Genomic DNA, 21,013 nt, shown 5'->3' with positions numbered 1-21,013 from the left:
GAAATGGCGGCTCGTTATGCGACTAACGCGCGGCCTAATCGAGCAGTAGCGATGGCACGCCCAAGCAAGTTGCCGAGCGGCTCGTTTATCACTCGAAGTATGCCGAGAAGGTGCAAAAGATCGTCCAAAGCAATTGGTGCCGCCACGAATGCAAGACTTTCGAGGTGCCTCGCCAGTGTCTTGCTTGCTTGATCGCGGTCGGCGTTTGCAGCGGCGCATTCAAGGATGATTGTCACCGTGGGTAACAGCGTCTCATCGTTCGGAAGTGCCGCTATCCTTTCCACGCAGGTTTGACTAACAAGCTCTCCCAGTGCGTTATCGTGCGTTTGAGCCGCTATACAGGCCGCTAGCCTCAAAGCTCGTTCTACCATGTCCGCATCGTTCCGTTTCGTCTCAGAACGCAAGGACTGGACGACCTCGAGTACCGCCGCTCTGGCTTCTGGCTGCAAGCCAAACGCCCATACAACTGGGGTGAGCATAAGGAAGTTTCCAACTGTCGGTTCACGGATAAGAGCTTCATGCAATTCGGCAACCGGCGTGCCGGGCAATGGCTTTTCACTGGAAATCGGCAGTGCTCCCTGGAGGATTGCTGGATAAGTCGCAGCAAGCGTCATCCGCTCGTTGGCAACCCATGCCTCGGCTTTTGCAATCTTTGCTTTCCAGCTTTCAGGCAAGGACTCACTTGCGAGGCGCGACGCAGCTACCAGTCGCCCATAGATGTCGGCCGCAAGGTGGCGCGCCTCGACCCAGTCCGGTCTCCATCGTGGCTCGGCATAGGCGTCGTTAACTACTGACAGGAAGTAACTCCGCCCGGCAATCTGTGTTGCCCATTTCAGCAGAGGGGCCTCCTCCTCGCCGTCTTCACCGAGTGTTCGGGTGACCAATGCGGCATGCGCTGCGGCGGCCAACCGACGCCAATAGACAGGCTGACGCTGAAGAACCTGATGTTCGGCGAGATGGGCGGTCGCAAATACAAACGCGGATGCGTAAGGAATGAAGGTCCTGCAAAGCCGCGCCGGATCGGCAAAAAGCTTGTCGAGAATAGCATCGCCTGAATCGACGAATCTCTGATCCGTTGCCACGCGTGCAGCGCAGAGATCAAATGCCCCTGCTATCGCAAATGGATCACCGGAGTTGATGAGTTGACCAGTAGCTTCGAGCAATGTGTCGTTGTCGATTTTCGTCAACAGCTCGATGGGAATGAGCTCTGGCGCTGCAAACGAGAGGGAAATTACCTTCAGTGCGCCACGGGGATCTCGCGCGATGAGGTCGACGCGTTCCGCCTTTAGCTCACCTTCAATGAAGTCGTCGCGGTTCATGGACTCTATCGGCGCGGTGGTCAGATTCTCCCAATAATCGTCCCTCTGTGGAAGAAAATCGGCTTTCGACAACTCGCCAGTTTTCGCCTGCTGATGCAGGTCGGCTACGAAGGCCTCCGGAGAGCCCGCGAGAATGAGGCAGGCAGCGAACAAGTCATCGGTACCGAACTCCTGCTTCTCGATAAGGGCCTTAAATGCCCGCCGATTTTTCGCCGTAAGAGTGTGTCGCACAATGGCCGTTAAGCCAATCGCCTTTCGTTTGTCCGCATTCGACGTAAGCAAAGCTGCCAACGGAAAGCGCGTGGCTTTCTCAGCGATTGTGACTGTCGCCGCATCCCCTTTGATCTCGACGTGTATCGAATGTTTTGCTCCGTCTACGTCCTCAATCTCTGCAGACAGCTCTTGTTCGTCAGCGGCTTTTTGAAAAATCTCGAAGAGCCGCGACCGCTCGAGCGTAACCGGACCGGCGACAGTAATTGGGTGTGACACAGGCAAATGGGCTTGCTTTGCAATCACCCCGTCGGAAAGCACGTCGCTCTGCACTGCAGGAGAAAGGCGCCGTAGGGCAAAAAGCACGCGAAAGCGTGCGAGAGCGACAGGGTCAATCTTCGTCATCGTCATCCCATGGCGTCAAAAGAAATTCCCGAAGATAACCAATAACCCTGTCATAGGTCTCCGGCGCCTGGGAGCGTAAAGTGGCAATAGTCTCGGTTTCGAGCCACTGCTGGTATGATGCTACTTTCTCGGCATCGGCAATTTCGACCGGAAGGCAAAAGCCGCCGATCGTCCCGCGTGTAACGGCTGGAATCCAACCCGGAGGCGGTGCCGGCTCCCATCGACCAACCCAGTCCTCGGCCAAAGGGTGCAAGTTCAAGATGGCACTGGCAAGAATGCTAGCCCGGTCCACATCGAACTCTTCATTCCAGACACGCGCGAGCGCGCCTTTTGTTGCATGGAAGTAGCTGATATACCAAGGCATTTCACTCGGAAATTGTGGCATCTCCGCCAACCGCGCGAGATCGAGCGTATCCTGTATCGCGCGAAATTCAGGAGAATCATTTTGTCGATTGCGCCGAGCTGCCGCAGCTATCTCGGAAGCATCGACAGGCATCAGCATCGCTCCACCGGCGCGGAGGCGATAGCGCAGTCTGCGCCGCTCCTGCTCAGCAATCGTCCCACGAACCTGAAGCTCTTCGATGAGGTCCAGCGTGCTTGCCATCTTCGCGCGATGACTTTGAGGGTCTACGGCGGCCGTTTCTTTGTTGAGGAACCTGTCATCGAAAAACGTTATGTCGGCGCGGCAAAGATCATTGAGAAGGTTGAGTGTGGAACCTGCTGCCTGGTCAAAATCTCTTTCGGAACTTGCTGCTCGGCGCGGCCCGAACGTAACTTTGCCTTCGACGTTCGCGGCGCGAACTGCGGCGCGAATTTCATCGATGACCTTGAACGCTTCGGCAACGTGTAGGTCGTTCTCAATCAAGACCGCTGCTTCCTCAGCAGTCGAATCATGAATATAGGCGTTTTTGAAAACACGGAAGAATGCTTGCAACAGCCCTGTGGTCTGCAAATAGACTAACGTCAGCCCATCGAGAAAAACCGGCTGTTTAGGGTTGGGCGTCGCGGACTCTGGCCAACCTTGATCCTGCACGGTAAAATACTCGCTCGCGGACTTTTCGGTTGGTTCGTCAACGGCGTTGAGCTCTACGAGCGACTTTAGCAAACTGTGCATGTCACAAAGATGCTTCTGATAGCCAGACACGTCGGCATCGCGTTCGTCTGGCCCCAACCGCCTAACGGGTGCCGACCGGATGACAACCCCATTCGTTGCTACGGCCTCCCGAAACAGAGAGGCAAGCTCAATTCCGACTTGGGCAGACAGTTCGTCTCTTGCCATGGCAGGCGCGCGAAGCACCTTGAGTTGACCGGTCGCTATAGCGTTCCGAATTTCTTCGGCCTTACGAAGCCGCGATCTTTGCGTTTGCCGGATACGCTTGCGGCCTTCAAAAAGCTCCGTCAGGACACCCGCCGGCAGCACGATGTTCGGATAGGCGTCGAATGCCTTGGCAGTTATACCGAGCCATCCGAGCGTGAGCAGGGCAGTAATATCAAATGAAGCTTTCGAGTCGTTGCCCGGTGCCAGCGGAACTCGTCGACCAGCAAAAAGTGGCACCGCAGCTCGCCGACGTGCATCTTGCAGACTGCTATTACGAATGAGATTCCTCAACACAATGTCGACCACCGTGGTGCGCAAGCCGGCGCTTGCAATAATCATCGGCATGTCGCCACGAGTCAGCTTCTCTTGAATTATGCGCGTTTGTTCATTCCACTCGGTGTGTTGGGCGAGTAACTCTTTAAACTCGAACCGCTGAATAGGCCCGGCAGGCCCCGAGAGAGCTAGCGCTTTTTGGAACCATCCGTGTGCCTCTGGCCGTGTTTCCTCCAAGCCCTCCTCGACCAAAAGCGTGTAGCCGCCCAACAAAACATTAGGGTCATTATCGTCGCGCTTGATGGCTGCCGTGATAAGATCAAGAAGCGGTCCATGACCAGATGCCTGGGACAGGTTTGCAGCTCGGATGAGAGATAGCCCATCGTGCTTGTCCGCGCCGTCAAGAAACGCTCCAAGTGGCTGAGCAAGTGACTCCCACTCTCCTGTCTCAAGTGCTATCGCAACTTCGAGGTTGAGATCGCGGTGCGCCGGGCTTTCGTGGGCCAGATGGTCCGCTACGCTTTTCGCTTCCTTTTGACGCCCAAGCCGGAAAAGCTGCCATGCGTAGACCCTGGAATATTCTGGGTCGATGTCCTTTATGAAAGGATATGCCTCGTAAAGCCTCACAAAATTTGTGTAATCCCCAGCGCGGAGTAATGCCTGGACTGCAAAACCCAAATCGCGCGGGGCGCCTGTATCGGCGTAGAGGAGTTCGGCATAGCGCGCGATGCCGATGTGATCGCCTTTTTGAGCGAGTGCTCCAACGAGTGCGCGAAGGCTCTCCGTGGTTCTGGTGTCCTCGTAGAGCTTGAGGTGCTCCGCTACCGGGTCAGCACCCTCCGCCTTAGCAATCTCAGTCCTAAATACCGCTACCAATTCGGCATCAAAGTCGTTGGCATTGGCCTCTAGGATGATACGTGCAGATGTTGCATCGCCGGTCCTGGCGAGAGCCTGTATCTCCAGTGAAAGCATGCCAATCCTGCCAAATGAGTCTTCCGCCAGAGCCCTGTGTTTAGCGATAAGCTCCGTGACGCCACGAGCATCATTTTGGTTAAGGCTGATTGACAGGGCCGCTCGAAGTTCATCGCTTGAAAGGCCAACAAGATTCTCTCTGCGCGCGAGATACGCCTTGAGCTCCGCCGGATTGAAGTCGTCGTCAAAAGCGAACGCAAATTGAATCCGGAAGAGCGCTGTGGCCGGCGTCTTCATATCGCGTCGCAGTTGTTCGAGCGCGGCTTGCTTTCGGTTCGGATGAAGCAGATCGCACCAGGTAAGGTAAGCCTCGATAAGGCGCGGGGTCTGTTGCAAGCCGAGTGAAGTTGCAAGCGCTGAAGCTTGCCGAAAGTCATTAGACGCAGAGTCCAGCTCTGTAGCTAGCTCAGAGGCCCTAAGGAAAGTCCGTGCCCCGCGAACGTCCAACGGCAGGCCAGCAAGCACCTCCGCACGGTCGGGGGCTGGAAAGACGGAAGCAAAGCGGAACGCACCTCGAAGAAAGTGAAGGTAAGGCCCCTCAAGCAATTGTTGTTTCGACAGTAGCTCCAGCGCTTCTCTTGCCTTATCAAAACTCCCCTGACGCAGATAAATCTGACAAAGAGCAAGAACGCCTTGCGGCGTCAGGTTTGTTATTCCGGATCCCTCCTGAGCGAACCAATCAAGTGCAACGGTGTCGCTCCGGGTCGTTGCGAGAATGTTCAAAAGCACCGAGCGGGAATCATCGTCTGATTCATCTCTGAGTATCTGAATAGCCTCGTCGGCCTTGTCCTCGGCAACCGCCAACCGGGCACGCGCAGGGCCGTCCGAAGCGGTACCAGCAAGCTTGAGAGCTGCATCAAGAAACCGCCGGGAATCTTCCTGTCGATCGCGTATGGCTGCGGCGCGCGCGCCCCGCAGCAGAATAATGCGTCGAACAGATTGTGATATAGACGTACCGTGAGCCAGAACGTCTTCGGCCAACGGAATGAATTCGTCTACCTTTTGCACTTCCATAAACAGGGAGCGAGCCAGCGTGCGTTTGAACCGAGCCTCAAAATCCCGTTGAAGCGCTTCGGCAAGCCCTTCTGCCACCTGACCTTGATGGCCCGACGGAATTGTCATATCGCCCGGAGCCTCCCCTGCCGGGACCTGTACCACCTTCAACCGCTGCAGTTCCGCGATAACGGCAGCTGGAACAGCTTGAATGTCCTCGCGCGCTTTTTGCAGCACATAGATCCCGAAATGCTTCTCCATAAGATCGGGATAGGTCTGAATGCGTCGGAGAAGCTCGGGCCAGCTATAGACGTGAACGCTGAATAATCCTTTCTTGGCGTTCTTCGCGTAAACGGTATTGACGTGGTCGATAATCGCCACATCACTTGGTGCTGTTGTGGCAATGATGTATTTCTTCAGGTTTGGTCGAAATTTAATTGCCTCCTTTACCTCCCTGTCCACCTCAGCCTTAGTCAGCTTGGTAGCCGGCCAAATCCTTTTGCGCTTGCATTGTGCCCCAATGTCGGCATCGTTTTCCCTGCCATAAATGTCGACCCCGTCCTGTGGTTGTCCCTGGCGTCCGTAGCGAATCACATTGGGGTAGTTCCATTCGCGCGAAAAAAGGTCGGCGCAAATGTCCTCGAATTCGTCCCAACTGCCAGGCGGATTTAGCTGAACATCATTGGGGTTAGGCATGGAGTTCCGAACTTCAAGTAAACATATGTGCCTCTCGCGAAGATGCGCGGATCATCGAGACGCGTGAGTACCTTCGCTGCAAATCCTAAGAGTGGGGAGTTGCGCTTGCCAGAGAAAAGCGGCTGACACTACAATTTGCACCCAGCTTTTAAGGAAACTAGGCCAACCTCGGAGTCTACGCTTTTAGAAGTCTCAGTTCGGCCGCTATCCGGTATTGGCGACCAATATTCGGCACTCGATCCTATGGCGGTGGTTGGGGCCGGCCGGTCGCTAGAACGATGCCATGCCCATAATGAACCGTCCATACTTCTTACGAAGGAGCGCGCCTAACTCCTCAGTGGAGGTGACGGCGCAGAGTTCCGCACGAGTTATGACGAGAATGATTTCATCATCGCGATTGAATACATCGCGGAGGTGAGCATGTGCGGCCGTGACGTCATCGGCGTTACCTGTGATACCGTTCGCCGCCACCAGCAGCCCGAACTTTAGCTTCATCCGATGAACCTTGGATGTGAACGCACGTAACGTGGCGGTGTTCACAGGCGAAGCCCAATTTTTGCATTCAACGATCAGCAATGGAGGAAAGAATGGCAGGCCCGAGCCCTTTACCTGTTGATTGTAGAGGATCAGATCGATTTCAAGCGATCCGGGTACGTCTTCGACATTCCTATCGATCAGTCCAACGCCGTCAATAAGGCACATCGTTTGCTCAACGACGTCCTCTAGCGCCTTCCCCTTTTGATCTGAATTTCCCGCATCGCCTGCGGTTAGGTGATTGATGATGTCTTGTTGTAGGATCGCAACCACTACGCCGCCCCATGTGCGGCGCGGTTGCGCAAACTCCGAATGTGCCGGCCCAGATTGCCATTTCGTGCGAGGGCAATGAAATTATCCGCAGACAGCCAGAACACGTAGGGCGAAACTGGGCGCCGCTTCTGAGGCGGTTCTTGCTCCGTTAGGAGAAAGCCGCAACCAATGCCAGCGGCTTGCATGAAGTCAAGCAGCTTCTGCTCAACTCGTCTGGCACCTGCTGCGTCGAGCCGCCCCTTGATCTCAATGACAGCTGGGTCGAATAGCTCAGCATCCTGGGATCCAAGCCACATTAGCAGGTCGGGCCGGCTACTGGCTTTTTCGGCTTCGGGCTCAACGATAGCACTGCCTCCGACCTCTATGATCGCGGCATAGACGCGCTCTTCCAGTTGCGAGTGAAACTGGTGAGCAGGCAGCGCAGGCTCTTTGGGCTCGAACGGCCTTGGAGTGCCAGACGGGCGATCGCGCTCAAAGATCGTCTCGTGGGGCGTCGAGAGAAATGCGTCTAAGTGGAAGGCCAGTGCATCCCTCTCGTTTAGCTTCAGCTCCGGAAATACGAACAACGATCGGGCGACCGTTCCGACGCGTTTGTTTGTCGCGATGATGAAGACGGGTTTGCCTAGACCTTCTGCGAGACCTACCTCGTACAAGACTCGCTGATCGCTCTGTGATCCATTCAGGATCGCTATTGCAAAGTCGCAGTGCTGAATCGTTGGTGCGTAGCGCGTTCCAACTGGAGTATCCTCCGACCAATTCCATGCGATCCGACGTTCCCCGAGAAGAAGCGGCAGCAGTCCCAGGTCCATGCCATACGGTGCTGAAATGAAACACCGGAAATAGCGCTGAGGTGAAGAGATCATGATACCTGCGAGATAGCTCGGCGTTCAGAGTTCGCCTAGTGGACGAGTAAGGCGGCGCTAAGGCGGATGCTCCAGCCCAACATCCGGCTGCCGCAAGATCTGTTGAACCGCGGACCAACGGAAGCCTCTTGACCATTTCTCTCGACTTTGGAGTTCGGAGCTCTGGATTGCAACGATCTTCATCGCCCTGGAGGGCATCCAAACTTCATCCTTGGAAATGTCCCGCACGGCCCAGATCGGCCCCCCGCTCAAGCCCTTCAATGTCGTCACCGTTCGCTGCGTGCCGTCGACGTTGGTCATGTCGGACTGCAGGTAAAAGAACAGATCGAATTTAGGGACTGGATGCTTAACCTCTGGAGTATAGTGAAGGTAATCAGTCTCAAGGTTGAGCATAGCCTGACCCACCTTCTTCGTATCCGGATCGAACTTGAGGCCCTGCGCCATGAAGCCGGTAATTACGAACCGGTCGTCGGCAGCGGCCACGTCCTCAGCCTGCGAAAAAGGCAAGAACGACCAACCCGCCTTAAGAGTCGCAATAGTTTTTGGGCCAAGAAGTTCAACGACGATCACGTCAATCAAGACGGGCAGTGTAAGTCGGTAGACGATGTGGTTGCCGAGGGTCACAATCGGTGCAGCACCCGCTCCAGCCGGCCGAGGGTCCGTAGGAACACCCACAGTTGTCATGTCGATCAGGGCGCTGTGCGGGTCGTCCTGGTCGGTCCGGAATATATGGTCTGCCGTAACAATAAAGTATCGATCTTCGTGCTCGAACAGGGTGCCGGTACCGAGGAGCGCGAAGCCGTCCGGCGGCTCTGAGAAAAGCGGCAGCGTAAACTTGAGACGGTAGTTATTCAGGAGGGCGTGCTGCGCCTGCTCCAATTCAGACGCCATCACCTGAAACTGAAAAATGCCTTCTGATCGTACCGCTTCCGCAGCCTCAGCGGCCGAAAAGGGTAAGGCGCGATCTCGTTGGTCAAGGTTGACCTCTTCGATCAGCACCCAGTCCTGGCCAGAATGACACCCACGGCCCTCGCCCCAGTTAGTTTCTTTCGCGAACACAGCCCGCAGCCTCGGTCGCCTAAGCGACGTGCTTTTGTAGACTTGGACTAACACAAATGCACTCCGGTTTGATGTTCACCGCGATTCGTCGCGGTCTTCTTGCGGAGGGTATAGCACCTAACAAGGGCCGAGCTACCCGGGAGTGAATGTCTGCTCTGCCGCTATTGGCTAGAAGCATCGAATGAGGCGGATAGCTGCCTTTACCGACTTCGGGCTGTGGCACCCCGCTACCCCTAACTTGAACAGCCGTCCACAATAAGACAATGCCTTACCTTGACGCGCGTTAGACCGCGCCTGGGCTTGCTCGCGTTCCCAGGCACGCCGCGGCGATTGCGTGCCCCCTCAGACGCAAAAAACCGCCCCGGTTAGACCGAGACGGTTATTGATTTATGATAGAATTGGTTGCGGGACGCGCAAGAGCGGCGTTGTTCGCCTAAGTTTTCATCCCGCCCGTTAAGGAAGGCGTCGATGTGCTCTGCTGGCAAAGACTGCTTGGCGTCGGAAGTGACCTTTTCTTGATCAGCAAGCGCGCCGCAGATGTCAGCTTAATCCAAATGGATATTATGCGAATCTATCGTAGATTTGAGTAGCCGGATAAAAAGTTATTTCGATGCTGACTTCGGCTTGGCACACCGCTACCCAATGTCGATCTCGAGAGACAGATTGTCCGGAGCCCTAAACTGCCATTTCCAGGCGCCGCGATAGGCTTTCTGCAGAGCTTTTAGCAAATCAGGCAGCGTTGTCACCTGCTCCCCTCCCTGGCTGAGCGTGTATGGCTTCTTCCAACGCACATCTTGGTTGGTGAAATGAAGGGTGATGTCACGTCCGGCGTGGAGGCTCACCAGGCCCTCCACCACGGGCGGGTCGGGATTGTCATAATGGCCGTCGGCAGAAAAGACGTAGTGGGTCGCTTCGAAGAATTCGAGGAATTGTCGCGGGCTGTTGGCAAAGCTGCCATGGTGCGGCATCTTGATCAGATCGAGTCTGCGTGCCGAATCTGGGAGATCAAGCTGTTTCCAGCTGGCGACTATGTCGTCGCCGCGCGCGTCGCCGGTCAGAAGCAAGCTTTTGCCCGAGACTTGAACGAACACCACAATCGAGGAGAGATTCGGCACCGACACGTCCAGTTTGGTGGCGAACAATCCTTGAAGAGCAGCTGTCCTGGCAGGCCCCGCAGCAGTCTCCAGTGCCTTGCGCCATGCGTCACGCAGCGCGTCGAGCCGGTTCCTGAGGGGGCCGATGACTGTGACGCTCGCCCCGTCTATGTCGATCGCCCTCTGTTTTGCATCAGCTGCGACCAATCCCTGCAGCGGCTGATTGCCTTGCAGCCTAAGGGAACGCAAATTGGCAGCGAGCTTGTTGCCTTGGGGGATGCTCTGGATGACGGCCTGGGCGTCTTCCTCAAGCGGGCCGCCGGGCAGCGAACCGACCGCCATGGTGGAGAGCTGCAAGGCGACGGCGCCGCTCGTCAGCGCGTCTTGCGCCGGAGCGGGTCCGACGACCTCGTCGAAGGCGTTGAACCAGAAACGGCGAAATGCGACCGTGGCGGGGTGCGGCAACGCTGCTACGATCTCGTTGGTGAGCTTCTCCATCCCGTTGATGTGATCATCGTCGATATGGCTCACCATGCCAAGGTCGATCGAGATAGGCTTGGCTTGGCTTATCTGCGCAAGGCGTGGCAAAAGGACGTCTTTCCAGACCGACACCGCCTTGCCCTCAACTGAGGTGCTGCGGGGCCCGCCGTCTATGACCCAAAGGCGCTGTGCGCCATGCCCATCGTCGTAACGCAAGATGAGGCAGTCGCCGTAAAGGGCGTTGAGGGCCTCGAACACCACCATGGCTAAGTCTCCTTCAGATGGATTGTAGAGCTCGCAATACGTCGACGAGCCCCGCGCCCTGGAAATCCCGTTCGCGACCGAGATCCGTAGCCGTCCGCATCAAAATCTCTTTGATGCGCGCCGGTCGCCCGATGAGCTCGGGGTTGCGCGCCATCAACAGCACCGCGGCGCCACTGACATGAGGAGCCGCCATCGACGTGCCGTCCATGCTCTCGGTCTTGCCGCCGGGTACGCTCGACGTGATCTTTTCGCCAGGCGCCACCAGATCGGGTTTGCGCCTGCCATCACCGGTCGGCCCGCGGCTCGAAAAATAGCTGACCCCGTAGGCGTGTGGATCCCTTCGGTGGGTAGAGCCGACCGTGATGACGCCGTCAGCGTTGCCGGGATCGGTGATGGTGATCTGGCGGTAGCCTCGCCCCATGCTCTGCTGCTTGGCCTCGGCGTCAAACCCGGTATTGCCCGCCGCCACCACGACGACCGTGCCGGAATCGGAAAGGCGGTTGCACGCCTCGCAGATCGGCGTCCTACCGCAGGCATAGCTATCGACATAGTGGCGCAGTGCCAGTGACAGATTGGCCCCGTGAACGACTGGGTAGTCGCGGTTGCGGTTGATCCAGCCTATGAATTCGACCGCGCTCAGGATCGTGAATTCCTCGCTACGGCCATCGTCGTCAAATACCCTGAGATCGAGGATCTTCAGGTCTGGGCACATGCCAATCAATGGTTGCCGGATGTCTTCGGGCTTCTCGAGGTTGGCGGCAAGGATGCCCGCCACATGTGTGCCGTGGCTGCTCAGCGGCACCTTGTATGCGTCTGCGCTGTCGTGCGGAATTTCGATAAGTGGCTCAATGATTGTCCAGTCAAGGTCCCTGGCGAAATCGCCGCGCATGCGCAAATGCGCGATGTTGTCCGCGAAGGCCGGGTTGTTGAGGATGCCGACGATTTCCGGAGGCAGATTGTCGTTGTTGGACGAATACGCCGCGTTCTGGATCAGCCTGAGACGGGTGAAGTCATACGTCTTGACGATGCGCGAGCGTTTGAGCCGCTCCAGCTTCTCACGTGGGCCGCAAGCTTGATCAATGGTCACCACGAAGCCTTCAGCTTCGTCGGTGGCCTTCGCCCCGGCTATGCTCTGTTCCAGGCTCGGGTCAGCCCAGTTCAAAAACGCAGGGTGGAGCGCATCGATCCCGCCGTCGATAACGGCATAAGTCATTGCACTGGTATCGATCTCGAACAGACGCTGGGCGGCGTCCGCCTTCACGGTGCGCCGGGAATCAAACAGCATCGGCGCCGCGGGGCGATTGAGATTGACGGCGTAGACATGCGGCTGGCGAAGGACTTTCAAGGCTTTGCGATCCGAACTCGTCGGCGAAGCCGGACCTGGCGATGGCGTTTCGACCTCGGCGCTCGGACGGCGCCTGGCGTAGCCACCAAGTGCCGCCGCAAAGGCGTATTCAAAGGGCCAGATCAAGCTCATCAGATCCTCGGCCTTCGGCTCGGCTCGCTTCGAGGGCAGATCGAATTGATCCTGACCGAAGCTTTCAGCTCCCTCGGCGCTGCCATTCCTGGACAGGTCCGCGAACTTGCGCACGATGGCTATCAATTTTTTTGCGTCGGCGGCGTTGGCCCCTTTTATGGCCTGGGCAAACCCAGCCACGGCCGCAAGCCTGAAATACTGGATGCCGTCATTGCGGCATTTGCTCAGTATCTTGGACAGAGGGTCTCCCGACCGCTCGAGGTCAGAATAGGATTTGTAGTCAGTGAGGTTTGTCCAGAAGCGATCTGACAGGCTCTGCCACCAGTCGGTCATCGGCATGACTATTTGGACAATAGTCCCGAGATCGACCGCCGCCACGATAAACCCGTTGTTTAACGCGACCATCTCGACATCGGCGTCTTCGTGATCTTTTGGTGCGGCGCGCAAATAGGCGGCGATTTCACCTGGCGAGGCGCCTCGCCACGGCGTAATCAGGATGTCGACCTTGTCGTCAGGAGGCGTCTTGTCGGCATGGCGTGCCTTGGCTATCCGTTCCGCGCGGCGGATCAGGGCTATCCATACGTCCGGCGCAATCGGGCTATCCTGGGTTCTCCGGGTATGGCCGAATGTCTGGATGACGAAACGTCTCAGCGTGTCGTCATCGAGCACCGGCCATCTGGTTGCGGAGGCCATTTTCCGTCTCCCCCTGGGCCTATTCTGGTTCAACCTTGAAGCTGCGGGCATTCCAGCCCAAAAGCTCCGTTCGCCTCGAAGGCACAGGAAGGCCTTCTAAACCTGGCCGCGAAACCGGCCAAGACTGCCCTCCCGGCTCACAGCCGGATGTCGCCTTCCCGCTCAATCGAATTGTCCAGCCGGGCGACAGCGGCTTGCAGGTTCTTTGCCAGCTTTTCCTTCGGTACAACTTTGCAGTTGGACAGCTCCTGATTGATCCGATCCCAGTCACATACGGTCCGCGTATCATCCGTCGGACCAGGAAGGAAAACTTTGCGCGGCATGGCCCCTCTCCTACTCAAGGATTTTGCAATTCGTTCTTGATGGTGGACGCGAAGAATTCTTCTCCAGCCGTCTGGGACAGTTTTCCGGTGCCGGGGTCAATCGGACCATAAGTTATCAAGAGTTCATGCGAACGGTCGCGGCTAGCCGACAACAGGTCGCCCTTAGAATCGATGTTGAGAACTTTCAGCGTCCAGCCCGGATTAAGGTTGCCTGAGGCGACCACTTTGAAGTTGACGCGGTCCGTCAACGCCTCTTTCTCAATTGGCGTGTTCTTGTCGGCGGGAGCGCGGCCAGCTCCGCTCGCCGTCGCCAGAATGTAGCTCGCCAGCCACGCGCGCAAACCAAGATCGTCACTGATAAGACCTGATTTGAGGCGATCTTCAGGCTTGCGCACGGGTTGGCAGGCCCGGTGAGCCACCAAGTCCTTGACGGAGAAGTAGAAATTCTCCTTGACCTCTCTTGTGGCGGTCGATGCCACCGATCCGCCGGCGCCCAATGTGAAGAGGGTGTTGCCGAACGCTGCCGGCTTGTAGATCAGGCTCGGATTGATCGTGCCCGTCTCCACGACTTGGAAGCGGAGGCTATATTTAACCCCCCAGTTGTCGAACCACGGTATGGCCCGCCCGCCATTCTGCGCAGCGTTTTCCTTATCGTCGTTGACGATACCGGCGACAGCTTGCTGAATTTGGCATCGGACGCTTTCCGAAATCGTTTGGATGAATAGAGGCAGGTCGGTCCGTTTTGCGGGGTAGTCCTGGATACTTGGCACAGTCGTCCCGCACCCAGCTAAACTCAAACCAAATAAAATGCTGCCAAGGCCCCGATACTGCATCTTCTTCCCCCAGAAGCCCCTTTAATCATGTTGCGCAGAAAAATGGCTTGGTGGCAAGCCACTTAACGCGGTGTCGCGGGAAAAACTAGTTGACGATGTCGCTAAAGTCGTAAGTTCGAGGACAGCGGCATAGTCTTGATACAGCTAACTATTCGCTGTCAACTTGCTATAAATGCGTCAGTGCAGATTTTTAAGGACACGGCCGTAGATCGCTCGAACATTCCTCTAGATGGGAGGCTGTGAACTGATCTCGCTCGTCGCCGGCATCGATAACCTGCATCGAGCCACGCCGGCACGGCTGGCCTCTGACGAGACCGTCTCGGCCATCGGCGCCACCGTCGATGGCCGTATTTACCCGCGGATCGCTCACGCTTCCAGAACATGGCTGCAATCGAGCAGTAGCGGCCCAATCAGACGGCTTCTGCATGAGTTCTGTAGCTGCCGGCGTGGCGAGGTGCCAAGAGCGCCGTCTGCAGCGCACATGCCCCCTCATTGACGTGTGTCGACGTAGAAATTGTCGTTTTCGTTCACCGCGATCCCGTCCTTCGTCTTCGGCTTGTCGGACGGGGCGGTTCGCACGCTCGTCCATTTGATCCTGGCTTGGCCATTGCCGTCGATTTCGACAGTCAGTGGCAGTTGCTTACTGTCGTTGAGTCTTTGCCGATCCCAGATTTGCTTTTGATCGGCAGTATTCAGGTCCCAAACCGATACGTAAAGGTCGGCATTGTCGTCATTGACGGCGGTGACGGTGCCCGGTCCGGCGCTAACGCTGGATATCGTGATCAAACTGGTGACTAGTGCAGTCGCGAGGCGTTTCATGGTCAGTGCTCCCGTGCTCAAACAGAATTCCAATGTGATGGGTATTGCGGGCCGCTTGCCCAGGTCAGTCGTGTCGGCTGAGTTGCGCCGCCGCGTGCTCCGATGCCGATGTGCCGGCCTCGATGTCGCCGATGCCGCGCAGTTCTTGGCGCAGGCTCCTGATGCCCTTGCCGACGTCACCCATCAGTGCCGATATCCGGCCGCGGCCGAAGAAGATCATCGCCACCAGAACGACGATGAGCCAATGCCATATGCTTAGTGTTCCCATTTCACGTCCTTTCCTGTCTTGTTGGTTCGGTCCGATTTCCTTCATTGGCGCGGCCCGTCGCAAAAGGGGTCGCTTCGATTTCAGGGAATGCCGTCCGCGACGTCCTCCGCGAAATATTCGAGGCTGTCGGCGTTTCGCCGCGCCAATTTCGGTGACGCCCGCGCCATATCCTCGCATTCCGGGGTGCCGTATGCGTTATCGACGATCGAAGCGGTGGTCGCCTGATGCGACACCTCGTGGAGGATGGCGCCGCCGCGCGAGTTCGCGCCGGCGACCGGCAAGTCGAAGAATCCCGATTCCAGAAAGACCTCAGAGAACGAACCGTCGGGAACAAACGCCAACGTTCCAGGTTCGTCCTGCGGCATGGATTTGTTCGGGCACCAGAACGACTTGAACGTCAAAAACCCGCGCACTTCGGTGTAGACTTTTTTGATGACCGGGTCGTCATCGCCTTCCGGCCCCCCGAACCAGCGCTGGAACTTGGCGCCGATCGCCGAATTCACCGGCGGGAGACTGTCGATGGCCGATGTCAGCTTGTCGCGCGCCTCTGCCACCGCGGCCTGTGCCGCGCTCGATTGGGTATCGTCACAGGCGACCCGATAGGCGTCGAAGTCATCGGCCCGAGCCGCGGCTGACCAAAGCAGGGCCGCCACCGCGGCGGCTATCCAAATCGTCCTCATTTCGCTTCTCCCAGTTCGGTTTGGGTTGCATTGAGATCGACGCCTGGCGCCTTGAACGGAACCCTGGCCGAAAAGCGCGGGCCGGATTCGGCGAGCGTGCTCTCCTTGAACATGGTTTCAGGCTTGATCGGCTCATTCGGATAGGTCGCTGGCATTCGCCGCTCGACCTCGTCGAAATAGGCGTAAAACCGGCCAGGTCCTAGCTCGGCGAGACGCGCCGCAGGAACAGAGACGTTCAGCGTCCAGTGCGCGATGCCATGTTCGATGTGCGGGTCGGTGTCGACCGCCTGGTACGCGGCGAGATCGACAGGCGTGCGCCGCAACCGGCGCCTGTCATCGGTTGTCTCATGAACCACCATCATGCGCATATGCGGCTTGTCGAGGACGTTGTAGATCGAATGACCGGTCTTTTCGTAGCGCGAATGGTGACGGACCCGCTCGGAGGCCTGACCGCTGACGGTCGCAGCCACACTGAGGCTGCCGCTCATCTCAACGACCGGCGTCACAGTTACGGTGCGAGCGGGCAGGATCTGACTCCAAGCGACCACCGGTTCCGAAACCCGCAAATCCTCCGGCGCATGCGCCTGATAGCGGACCAATCCAAGCCGGATGAAGGGGTCGGTCGACTTTGCAGGCGTGATCTCGACGTCGACGAACCATTCTTCCCGGTCGGCATCGAAGCACGGCTGGTAAGTGACGAGGCTGACCGTCGCCATCTCGATCCGCGGCTTGGCGTCAGCGCCGTCCTGGGCCGGCGTGCCGTTCTCGTCCGGGGGTATGACGACCGGCATCAGGACGGATTTCTCGATGCGCGGATCGTGCGGTGACTTGGTAAGCCGCGCGACGACCTCGGGAGCGAGAGGCGGGCTGCCTGGCTTGCCCACGATATGGGCCACGTCGGCGAAGTTGAGGGGACCGACCAGCGGTTCGGTGTCTGGTTCGCTGTCCCAGCGGATCGGATCGCCGCCCCAGCGGGTGATGAAGCCTCCGAGACTGCCAAGAAATTCATCGGACAGTCGCTCGAGCTGGACGTTGCGCCCATAGTAGTCGCACAGCTTGTGCTCCAGCGCCGCGTCGGGGTTGTCGAACTGGTTGGGCGGCCAGACCACGACCCCCAACCGCTCCTCCTCGCCGGAGGAGAACCAGCCGCGCGACAGGTAGACGCGGATAACCGAGCTTCGCTTGAGCGTGTGCACCGCCACGCCGCCGTCGTCGACCGTCAGCCGCTCCGTGCGGAACACCGGCATGGGCGAGCGCACAACGCATTTGGCCGGACGCGCGCTCGCCGGAAGCCAGACCTCGTGCTGCGCGCTTTCGCGGATCTGTTGCGCGCGGTTGAGCGGCTGGCGTCGCCCCAATTGCTGCAGGTTGGCTTCGTTCGGCCCGCGCCAGCGATCCGCCGTCTGCCAATCGCCGGCGAAGCGCGAAAACGCCACTGCCTTGACCAGCAGTTTTCTGGCCTTGGCGTCGGGGAATGTGTGCACCTGATCGGATTTGAACATCAAGCGCGCTTTGTCGGGCCCGTCGACGACAACGACGCCGCGCCGAGCCGCCTCATGCACCATGGCCAGGCTGATGGTGGATACCCCGTCCCTTCGCGGCCAGCGCGGCGTGGCGCCCTCGACCGGCAAGGCTTCGCAACGCAGCAGCGTGACTTGTGAGCGCTTGAGGCTGACGCGGTTGCTGTCGTCGATGCCGGCGAAGCCATAGACATCCTGCACCGATAGAAACCGTCGCTGTCCGGCGGCGTCGAGCATGCTGGGCCAGCGGCCTGCCCGCCTTGCCTTGAGGCTGCGGCGGCGGCTGGTGTCGTCCATGACGGAACTGCGCGGCGAGACCGTTTCGGCGACGATCTCGAAGCTGTCGGCGTCGGTCAGATCGAGGGCGATGGCGCCGGTGAGCAGGTATTCCTTCGAGCCCTGGTCCGAACGAGGGTTGAAGACAATCTTTGCCAATTCAAGAGCATCCCGCTTGCGTATGCCGTTGCCCTGTTGTCTCTCCTCGACTGGCGCGGGCCGGATGGCTTGCGGCGCTCCAAAGAGATTTCGCGCGGCCTGCCTGGTCGTGGGATCTTCGCCAATCCATTCGACGGCCGCGATGGCGTCGTCGAAACCCTCCGGCAATGGCGATGCGCCCCACTGTGGCGTCTGGACCGGCCGGCTGGTCACGCAGGCCGCGCGTATCGAAGCGACGGCGGCGAGTTCGGGGATCGGGCGCACGCAGCTCATCTGCTGCAGCAAAAGTTCAGACAGCTTGAGCAGCAGGTCGTCATTGGCGCCGATATGCCCGCCAAGCGAACAGTGACAATCGGTGGCCGCTGCCTGAGCGGCCACGCAGGCCTTCAATTCATCAGCGGCCGGTTTGCCGAAAAGATCCTCGAGCGTCTTGTCGTCGACCGGCTTGCCGAGCGGGCTCAACAGCGCGCCAAGGGCTTCGGGCAGGCTGAACCACTTCGCCATCCGCTCCGGCGACGGCACGCATGTGACCTCCAGCGTGAAGTCATCGGAGGGCGCCAGCGCCATTTGAACCACTTTGACGCGCGCGCCAGGCTTGTTGAGCTTTCCGTCAAGCGAAAGCGTGGCGTTCGGGGATGCCGCAAGCTTGAGAACCTCCGCGGCCGATGCAGCGGTCGGCCGGCTCCCGGCCCGGGCGATCTCGATGCACAAGGGCCGCGCGTTCGGCCAGTCGGCCAAGCCGTGGTCGTATACCGGCGTGGTCAGCGCGCCTTCCAGATACTCGCCCGTGCCGCGATGCTTGAGCCTGAGCACATAGAATTCAGCCGCGGGATCGGGCAGGAAGGGCAGGCGCTGGCCGGCATCTCGACCAGGCTCAAACACCGTCTCACCCTGCGCCTGACTGCCCGAGCGGATGATGGTGCGCGCCTGTTCCGCCTCTGTCGTTCCAAAGCCGAACGGCTTGCGCGTGACCGCGATCGGGTATCCGGCCAATGTGGTGGTTGTCGTTCCGTCGGGGTTTGCCACCGTCAGCTGCCGGTCGCGCCGGACATCGCGCAGCCCGCCCTTCAGCCGTTCGGCGATGTTCCCAACGTCGAAAAGGCCGTGCCTGGCCGCATCGTCCTGGGAAATCGTCGGCGGGACAACGATACGCCGTGTTGCATCCGGGCGGGCACGCTGATTGGACGGTCGGTAGGGAGCGCCTGCGATGTAGCCCGGCTCACTGACCGAATCGGAGTTGTCGACGCGCAGCAGGGCGCGATCAGCCTGCTCGAAGCCGACCGCCGCGAGGTTCTTCAACGCCGTGTCGGCCGACAGCATGATATCTGGATGGCCGATGGCCTCGTGGCGCAGGAACCGTCGAAGCGAGGCCGCTTCCTGGACCCCGTCGAGCCGGGCCGGTACAGCGAGCAGACCCTCCATGTCATGGGGTTGCGCGGTGTCGAAACGACGCTTGAGATGTCCGCCGTCCTCACGCAAAGAGATCGACCGGCCGCCGAGGAAGGTGGAGCGCATGGCAAAACGGTAGCCCGCCCCGTAGCGAAGCGGCGGCGGTCGTAGATTTCGATCGGTCATAGCGTCCGGGAGGCTGAGCGTCCGCCTGAACGGCAAGAGCTTTCGGGTGGACATTTTCGACGGTTCCCGCTGCGGGGCGCAGAGCACCGCCATGGGCGTGCCATCCCATTGCGCGAGCGCCTCCTCGACCACTGCGTCGACATGATTGTCGCCGTCCGCCGCGCCGCGCGGCACCAGGCGCGACGGAAAGGTCATGCTCGCCGCGTCAAGATCATGTCTTTCTGGCGAACCGACGGCGCCCACGAGCTTATCGAGCGCCGCGGCAACGCTGGGCTTTGCTCTCCCGCCGACACGGAAGTCGTACTTCACCGTGCGGTGCATGAGACTGCGCCAGCGGTCCCCTGCCTTGCCCTTTACGGCGACGTCCAGTCGTCGTCCGACCGTCAGGTCATCTGCGAACAAAAGGGCGCGCGCACGTTTGCTTGCATCTTCAGGTTTCGCTTCGCTTTGGACAGAGGTGCGCGCGGCGGTGCGGATTGCCTCTTCCGCGCGCAAGCGGTCAAGAATGATAAATCCGGCGGTGTTGAACCCGTTCGGTCTCTTGCCGGCGTCGGCGACGGTGTCGTCGCCCGTCGGTTCGATCGCCCGGCGCATGTCGAGCGAGACCAGATCGAAACGCGGATTGTTCTCGTCCGGTTTCGAGCTGGCGCCGGCGCCCATCAAGGCGATCCCGTCGAACTGATCAAGGTTGGCGATCTGAGGCCATATGAAAGGATCCCAGTCCTTGTCGCCAAGGATCGTTTGCGGAACGTCGATCTCGTCTTTGGGCACCGGCCAGAAATGGTCGTTGCCGCTGCGTTTGGCGGCGGACCAGACGAGTGGCGTCTTGCGACTGGGACCGTCAGCTTCGGCGGCCAGGAAGAAATAGGCGTCATCGAGAGGCCAGCTGCTGACTTCAAGATCGATCGCGAGGCAAAAAAGACGCGCGAACCCAGGATCGCCCTGCAGCGCATAGAATGTCTGGGCAACACGCTCCTGGCGTGCCGCGGCTTCGCCCGTCGACGAGGCGCTCTGCGCCCAGCCGCCATAGAGCTGGGTCTTGGCCGCCGCTGCGCGCGTCTGCGGATCAGGCTTGCCGGAGTCCTGAACCGGCGGTCTGGTGGGCGTCACGGGTTTGCAGATTCGGCTCAGCGCCCGGCCCTTGGCTTCACTGAAGCGTTGCGCGGCCGTCTTCCGATCGGCCTCGGTGGCGGAGACCACTTCCTTCAGCTCGCCGGTCTTGAGGTCGTGATATTCCTTGTCCACATCCGCAGAGGTTGTTTTCGGGACGTCGGCTGAGGCATCCGATTGTGTGTCGGGGCCCGCGTCATCGGTATCAGGCTGCCTGATCCTGTCGGCCACCCGGCGCGCCCATTCCGTGCTGAGGCGAAAGGCAAGATCGCTCTGCCTGGAGGGGATGATGGTCTTGATCTCGACGGGCTGCGTTGAGTCCTGGACGGACGCGCGCATCAGGCCGCGATTGTCTAGCGCGGCCGGATCGGCGGCGTCGGTCGGGTCTACCTTGAAGGTTCCGCCGCTTAACGAGCGGGCGACAAGATCGCGCAGGTCCTCCCATGCCTGGTCGCCGGCGCCGCGGCCCTCGAAGGCCTCCTTCCAGACGGCATTGATGTCGGCCCAAACCGGCTTGTCCGGACCGC

General features: G+C 59.1%; 13 protein-coding genes. All 13 read right to left on the bottom strand.

The window, feature by feature from the left end; all coding sequences use genetic code 11:
• Positions 1–14 precede the first annotated feature (14 nt).
• The 13 genes from LB529_RS13410 to LB529_RS13350 all read right to left on the bottom strand — a co-directional run bounded on the left by LB529_RS13410 (position 15) and on the right by LB529_RS13350 (position 20,717).
• The gene (locus LB529_RS13410; RefSeq protein WP_224711334.1) at positions 15–1,934 is read right to left on the bottom strand and encodes a hypothetical protein; all 1,920 of its coding nucleotides are present in this window, start codon (positions 1,932–1,934) and stop codon (positions 15–17) included.
• Positions 1,921–6,186: a hypothetical protein gene (locus LB529_RS13405; RefSeq protein ID WP_224711333.1), complete on the bottom strand. Its 4,266-nt coding sequence runs from the start codon at positions 6,184–6,186 to the stop codon at positions 1,921–1,923. Before LB529_RS13405 ends, LB529_RS13410 begins: the two co-directional genes overlap by 14 nt.
• Positions 6,187–6,456: 270 nt before the next feature.
• Positions 6,457–6,993 (bottom strand): restriction endonuclease, encoded by a 537-nt coding sequence (locus LB529_RS13400; RefSeq protein ID WP_224711332.1) that lies wholly within the window; start codon positions 6,991–6,993, stop codon positions 6,457–6,459.
• The gene (locus tag LB529_RS13395; protein WP_224711331.1) at positions 6,993–7,856 is read right to left on the bottom strand and encodes a nucleoside 2-deoxyribosyltransferase; all 864 of its coding nucleotides are present in this window, start codon (positions 7,854–7,856) and stop codon (positions 6,993–6,995) included. Before LB529_RS13395 ends, LB529_RS13400 begins: the two co-directional genes overlap by 1 nt.
• A 57-nt stretch (positions 7,857–7,913) precedes the next feature.
• Positions 7,914–8,915: a hypothetical protein gene (locus LB529_RS13390; protein WP_224711330.1), complete on the bottom strand. Its 1,002-nt coding sequence runs from the start codon at positions 8,913–8,915 to the stop codon at positions 7,914–7,916.
• A 635-nt stretch (positions 8,916–9,550) separates the two neighbouring features.
• Positions 9,551–10,753: a hypothetical protein gene (locus LB529_RS13385; protein WP_224711329.1), complete on the bottom strand. Its 1,203-nt coding sequence runs from the start codon at positions 10,751–10,753 to the stop codon at positions 9,551–9,553.
• A gap of 13 nt (positions 10,754–10,766) precedes the next feature.
• Positions 10,767–12,923, bottom strand: coding sequence for a S8 family peptidase (locus LB529_RS13380; RefSeq protein ID WP_224711328.1), 2,157 nt, complete (start codon positions 12,921–12,923; stop codon positions 10,767–10,769).
• 137 nt (positions 12,924–13,060) lie between these two features.
• Positions 13,061–13,246 (bottom strand): hypothetical protein, encoded by a 186-nt coding sequence (locus tag LB529_RS13375; RefSeq protein WP_224711327.1) that lies wholly within the window; start codon positions 13,244–13,246, stop codon positions 13,061–13,063.
• Positions 13,247–13,260: 14 nt separating this feature from the next.
• Complete coding sequence (locus LB529_RS13370) at positions 13,261–14,079, bottom strand: hypothetical protein (RefSeq protein ID WP_224711326.1); 819 nt, start codon at positions 14,077–14,079, stop codon at positions 13,261–13,263.
• A 489-nt stretch (positions 14,080–14,568) separates the two neighbouring features.
• Positions 14,569–14,898 (bottom strand): hypothetical protein, encoded by a 330-nt coding sequence (locus LB529_RS13365; protein ID WP_224711325.1) that lies wholly within the window; start codon positions 14,896–14,898, stop codon positions 14,569–14,571.
• A gap of 64 nt (positions 14,899–14,962) precedes the next feature.
• Positions 14,963–15,166, bottom strand: coding sequence for a twin-arginine translocase TatA/TatE family subunit (locus LB529_RS13360; RefSeq protein ID WP_224711346.1), 204 nt, complete (start codon positions 15,164–15,166; stop codon positions 14,963–14,965).
• Positions 15,167–15,246: 80 nt separating this feature from the next.
• Complete coding sequence (locus LB529_RS13355) at positions 15,247–15,819, bottom strand: M35 family metallo-endopeptidase (RefSeq protein WP_224711324.1); 573 nt, start codon at positions 15,817–15,819, stop codon at positions 15,247–15,249.
• Positions 15,820–15,842: 23 nt separating this feature from the next.
• Positions 15,843–20,717 (bottom strand): hypothetical protein, encoded by a 4,875-nt coding sequence (locus LB529_RS13350; RefSeq protein WP_224711323.1) that lies wholly within the window; start codon positions 20,715–20,717, stop codon positions 15,843–15,845.
• Positions 20,718–21,013: the final 296 nt, after the last annotated feature.

Origin of the sequence: Mesorhizobium sp. CA5 (assembly GCF_020165105.1) — a bacterium.
In the GTDB taxonomy this organism is placed as follows: domain Bacteria; phylum Pseudomonadota; class Alphaproteobacteria; order Rhizobiales; family Rhizobiaceae; genus Mesorhizobium.
Note: the sequence above shows the minus strand (reverse complement) of the source record. Positions and strands in the feature narration are given on the sequence as shown.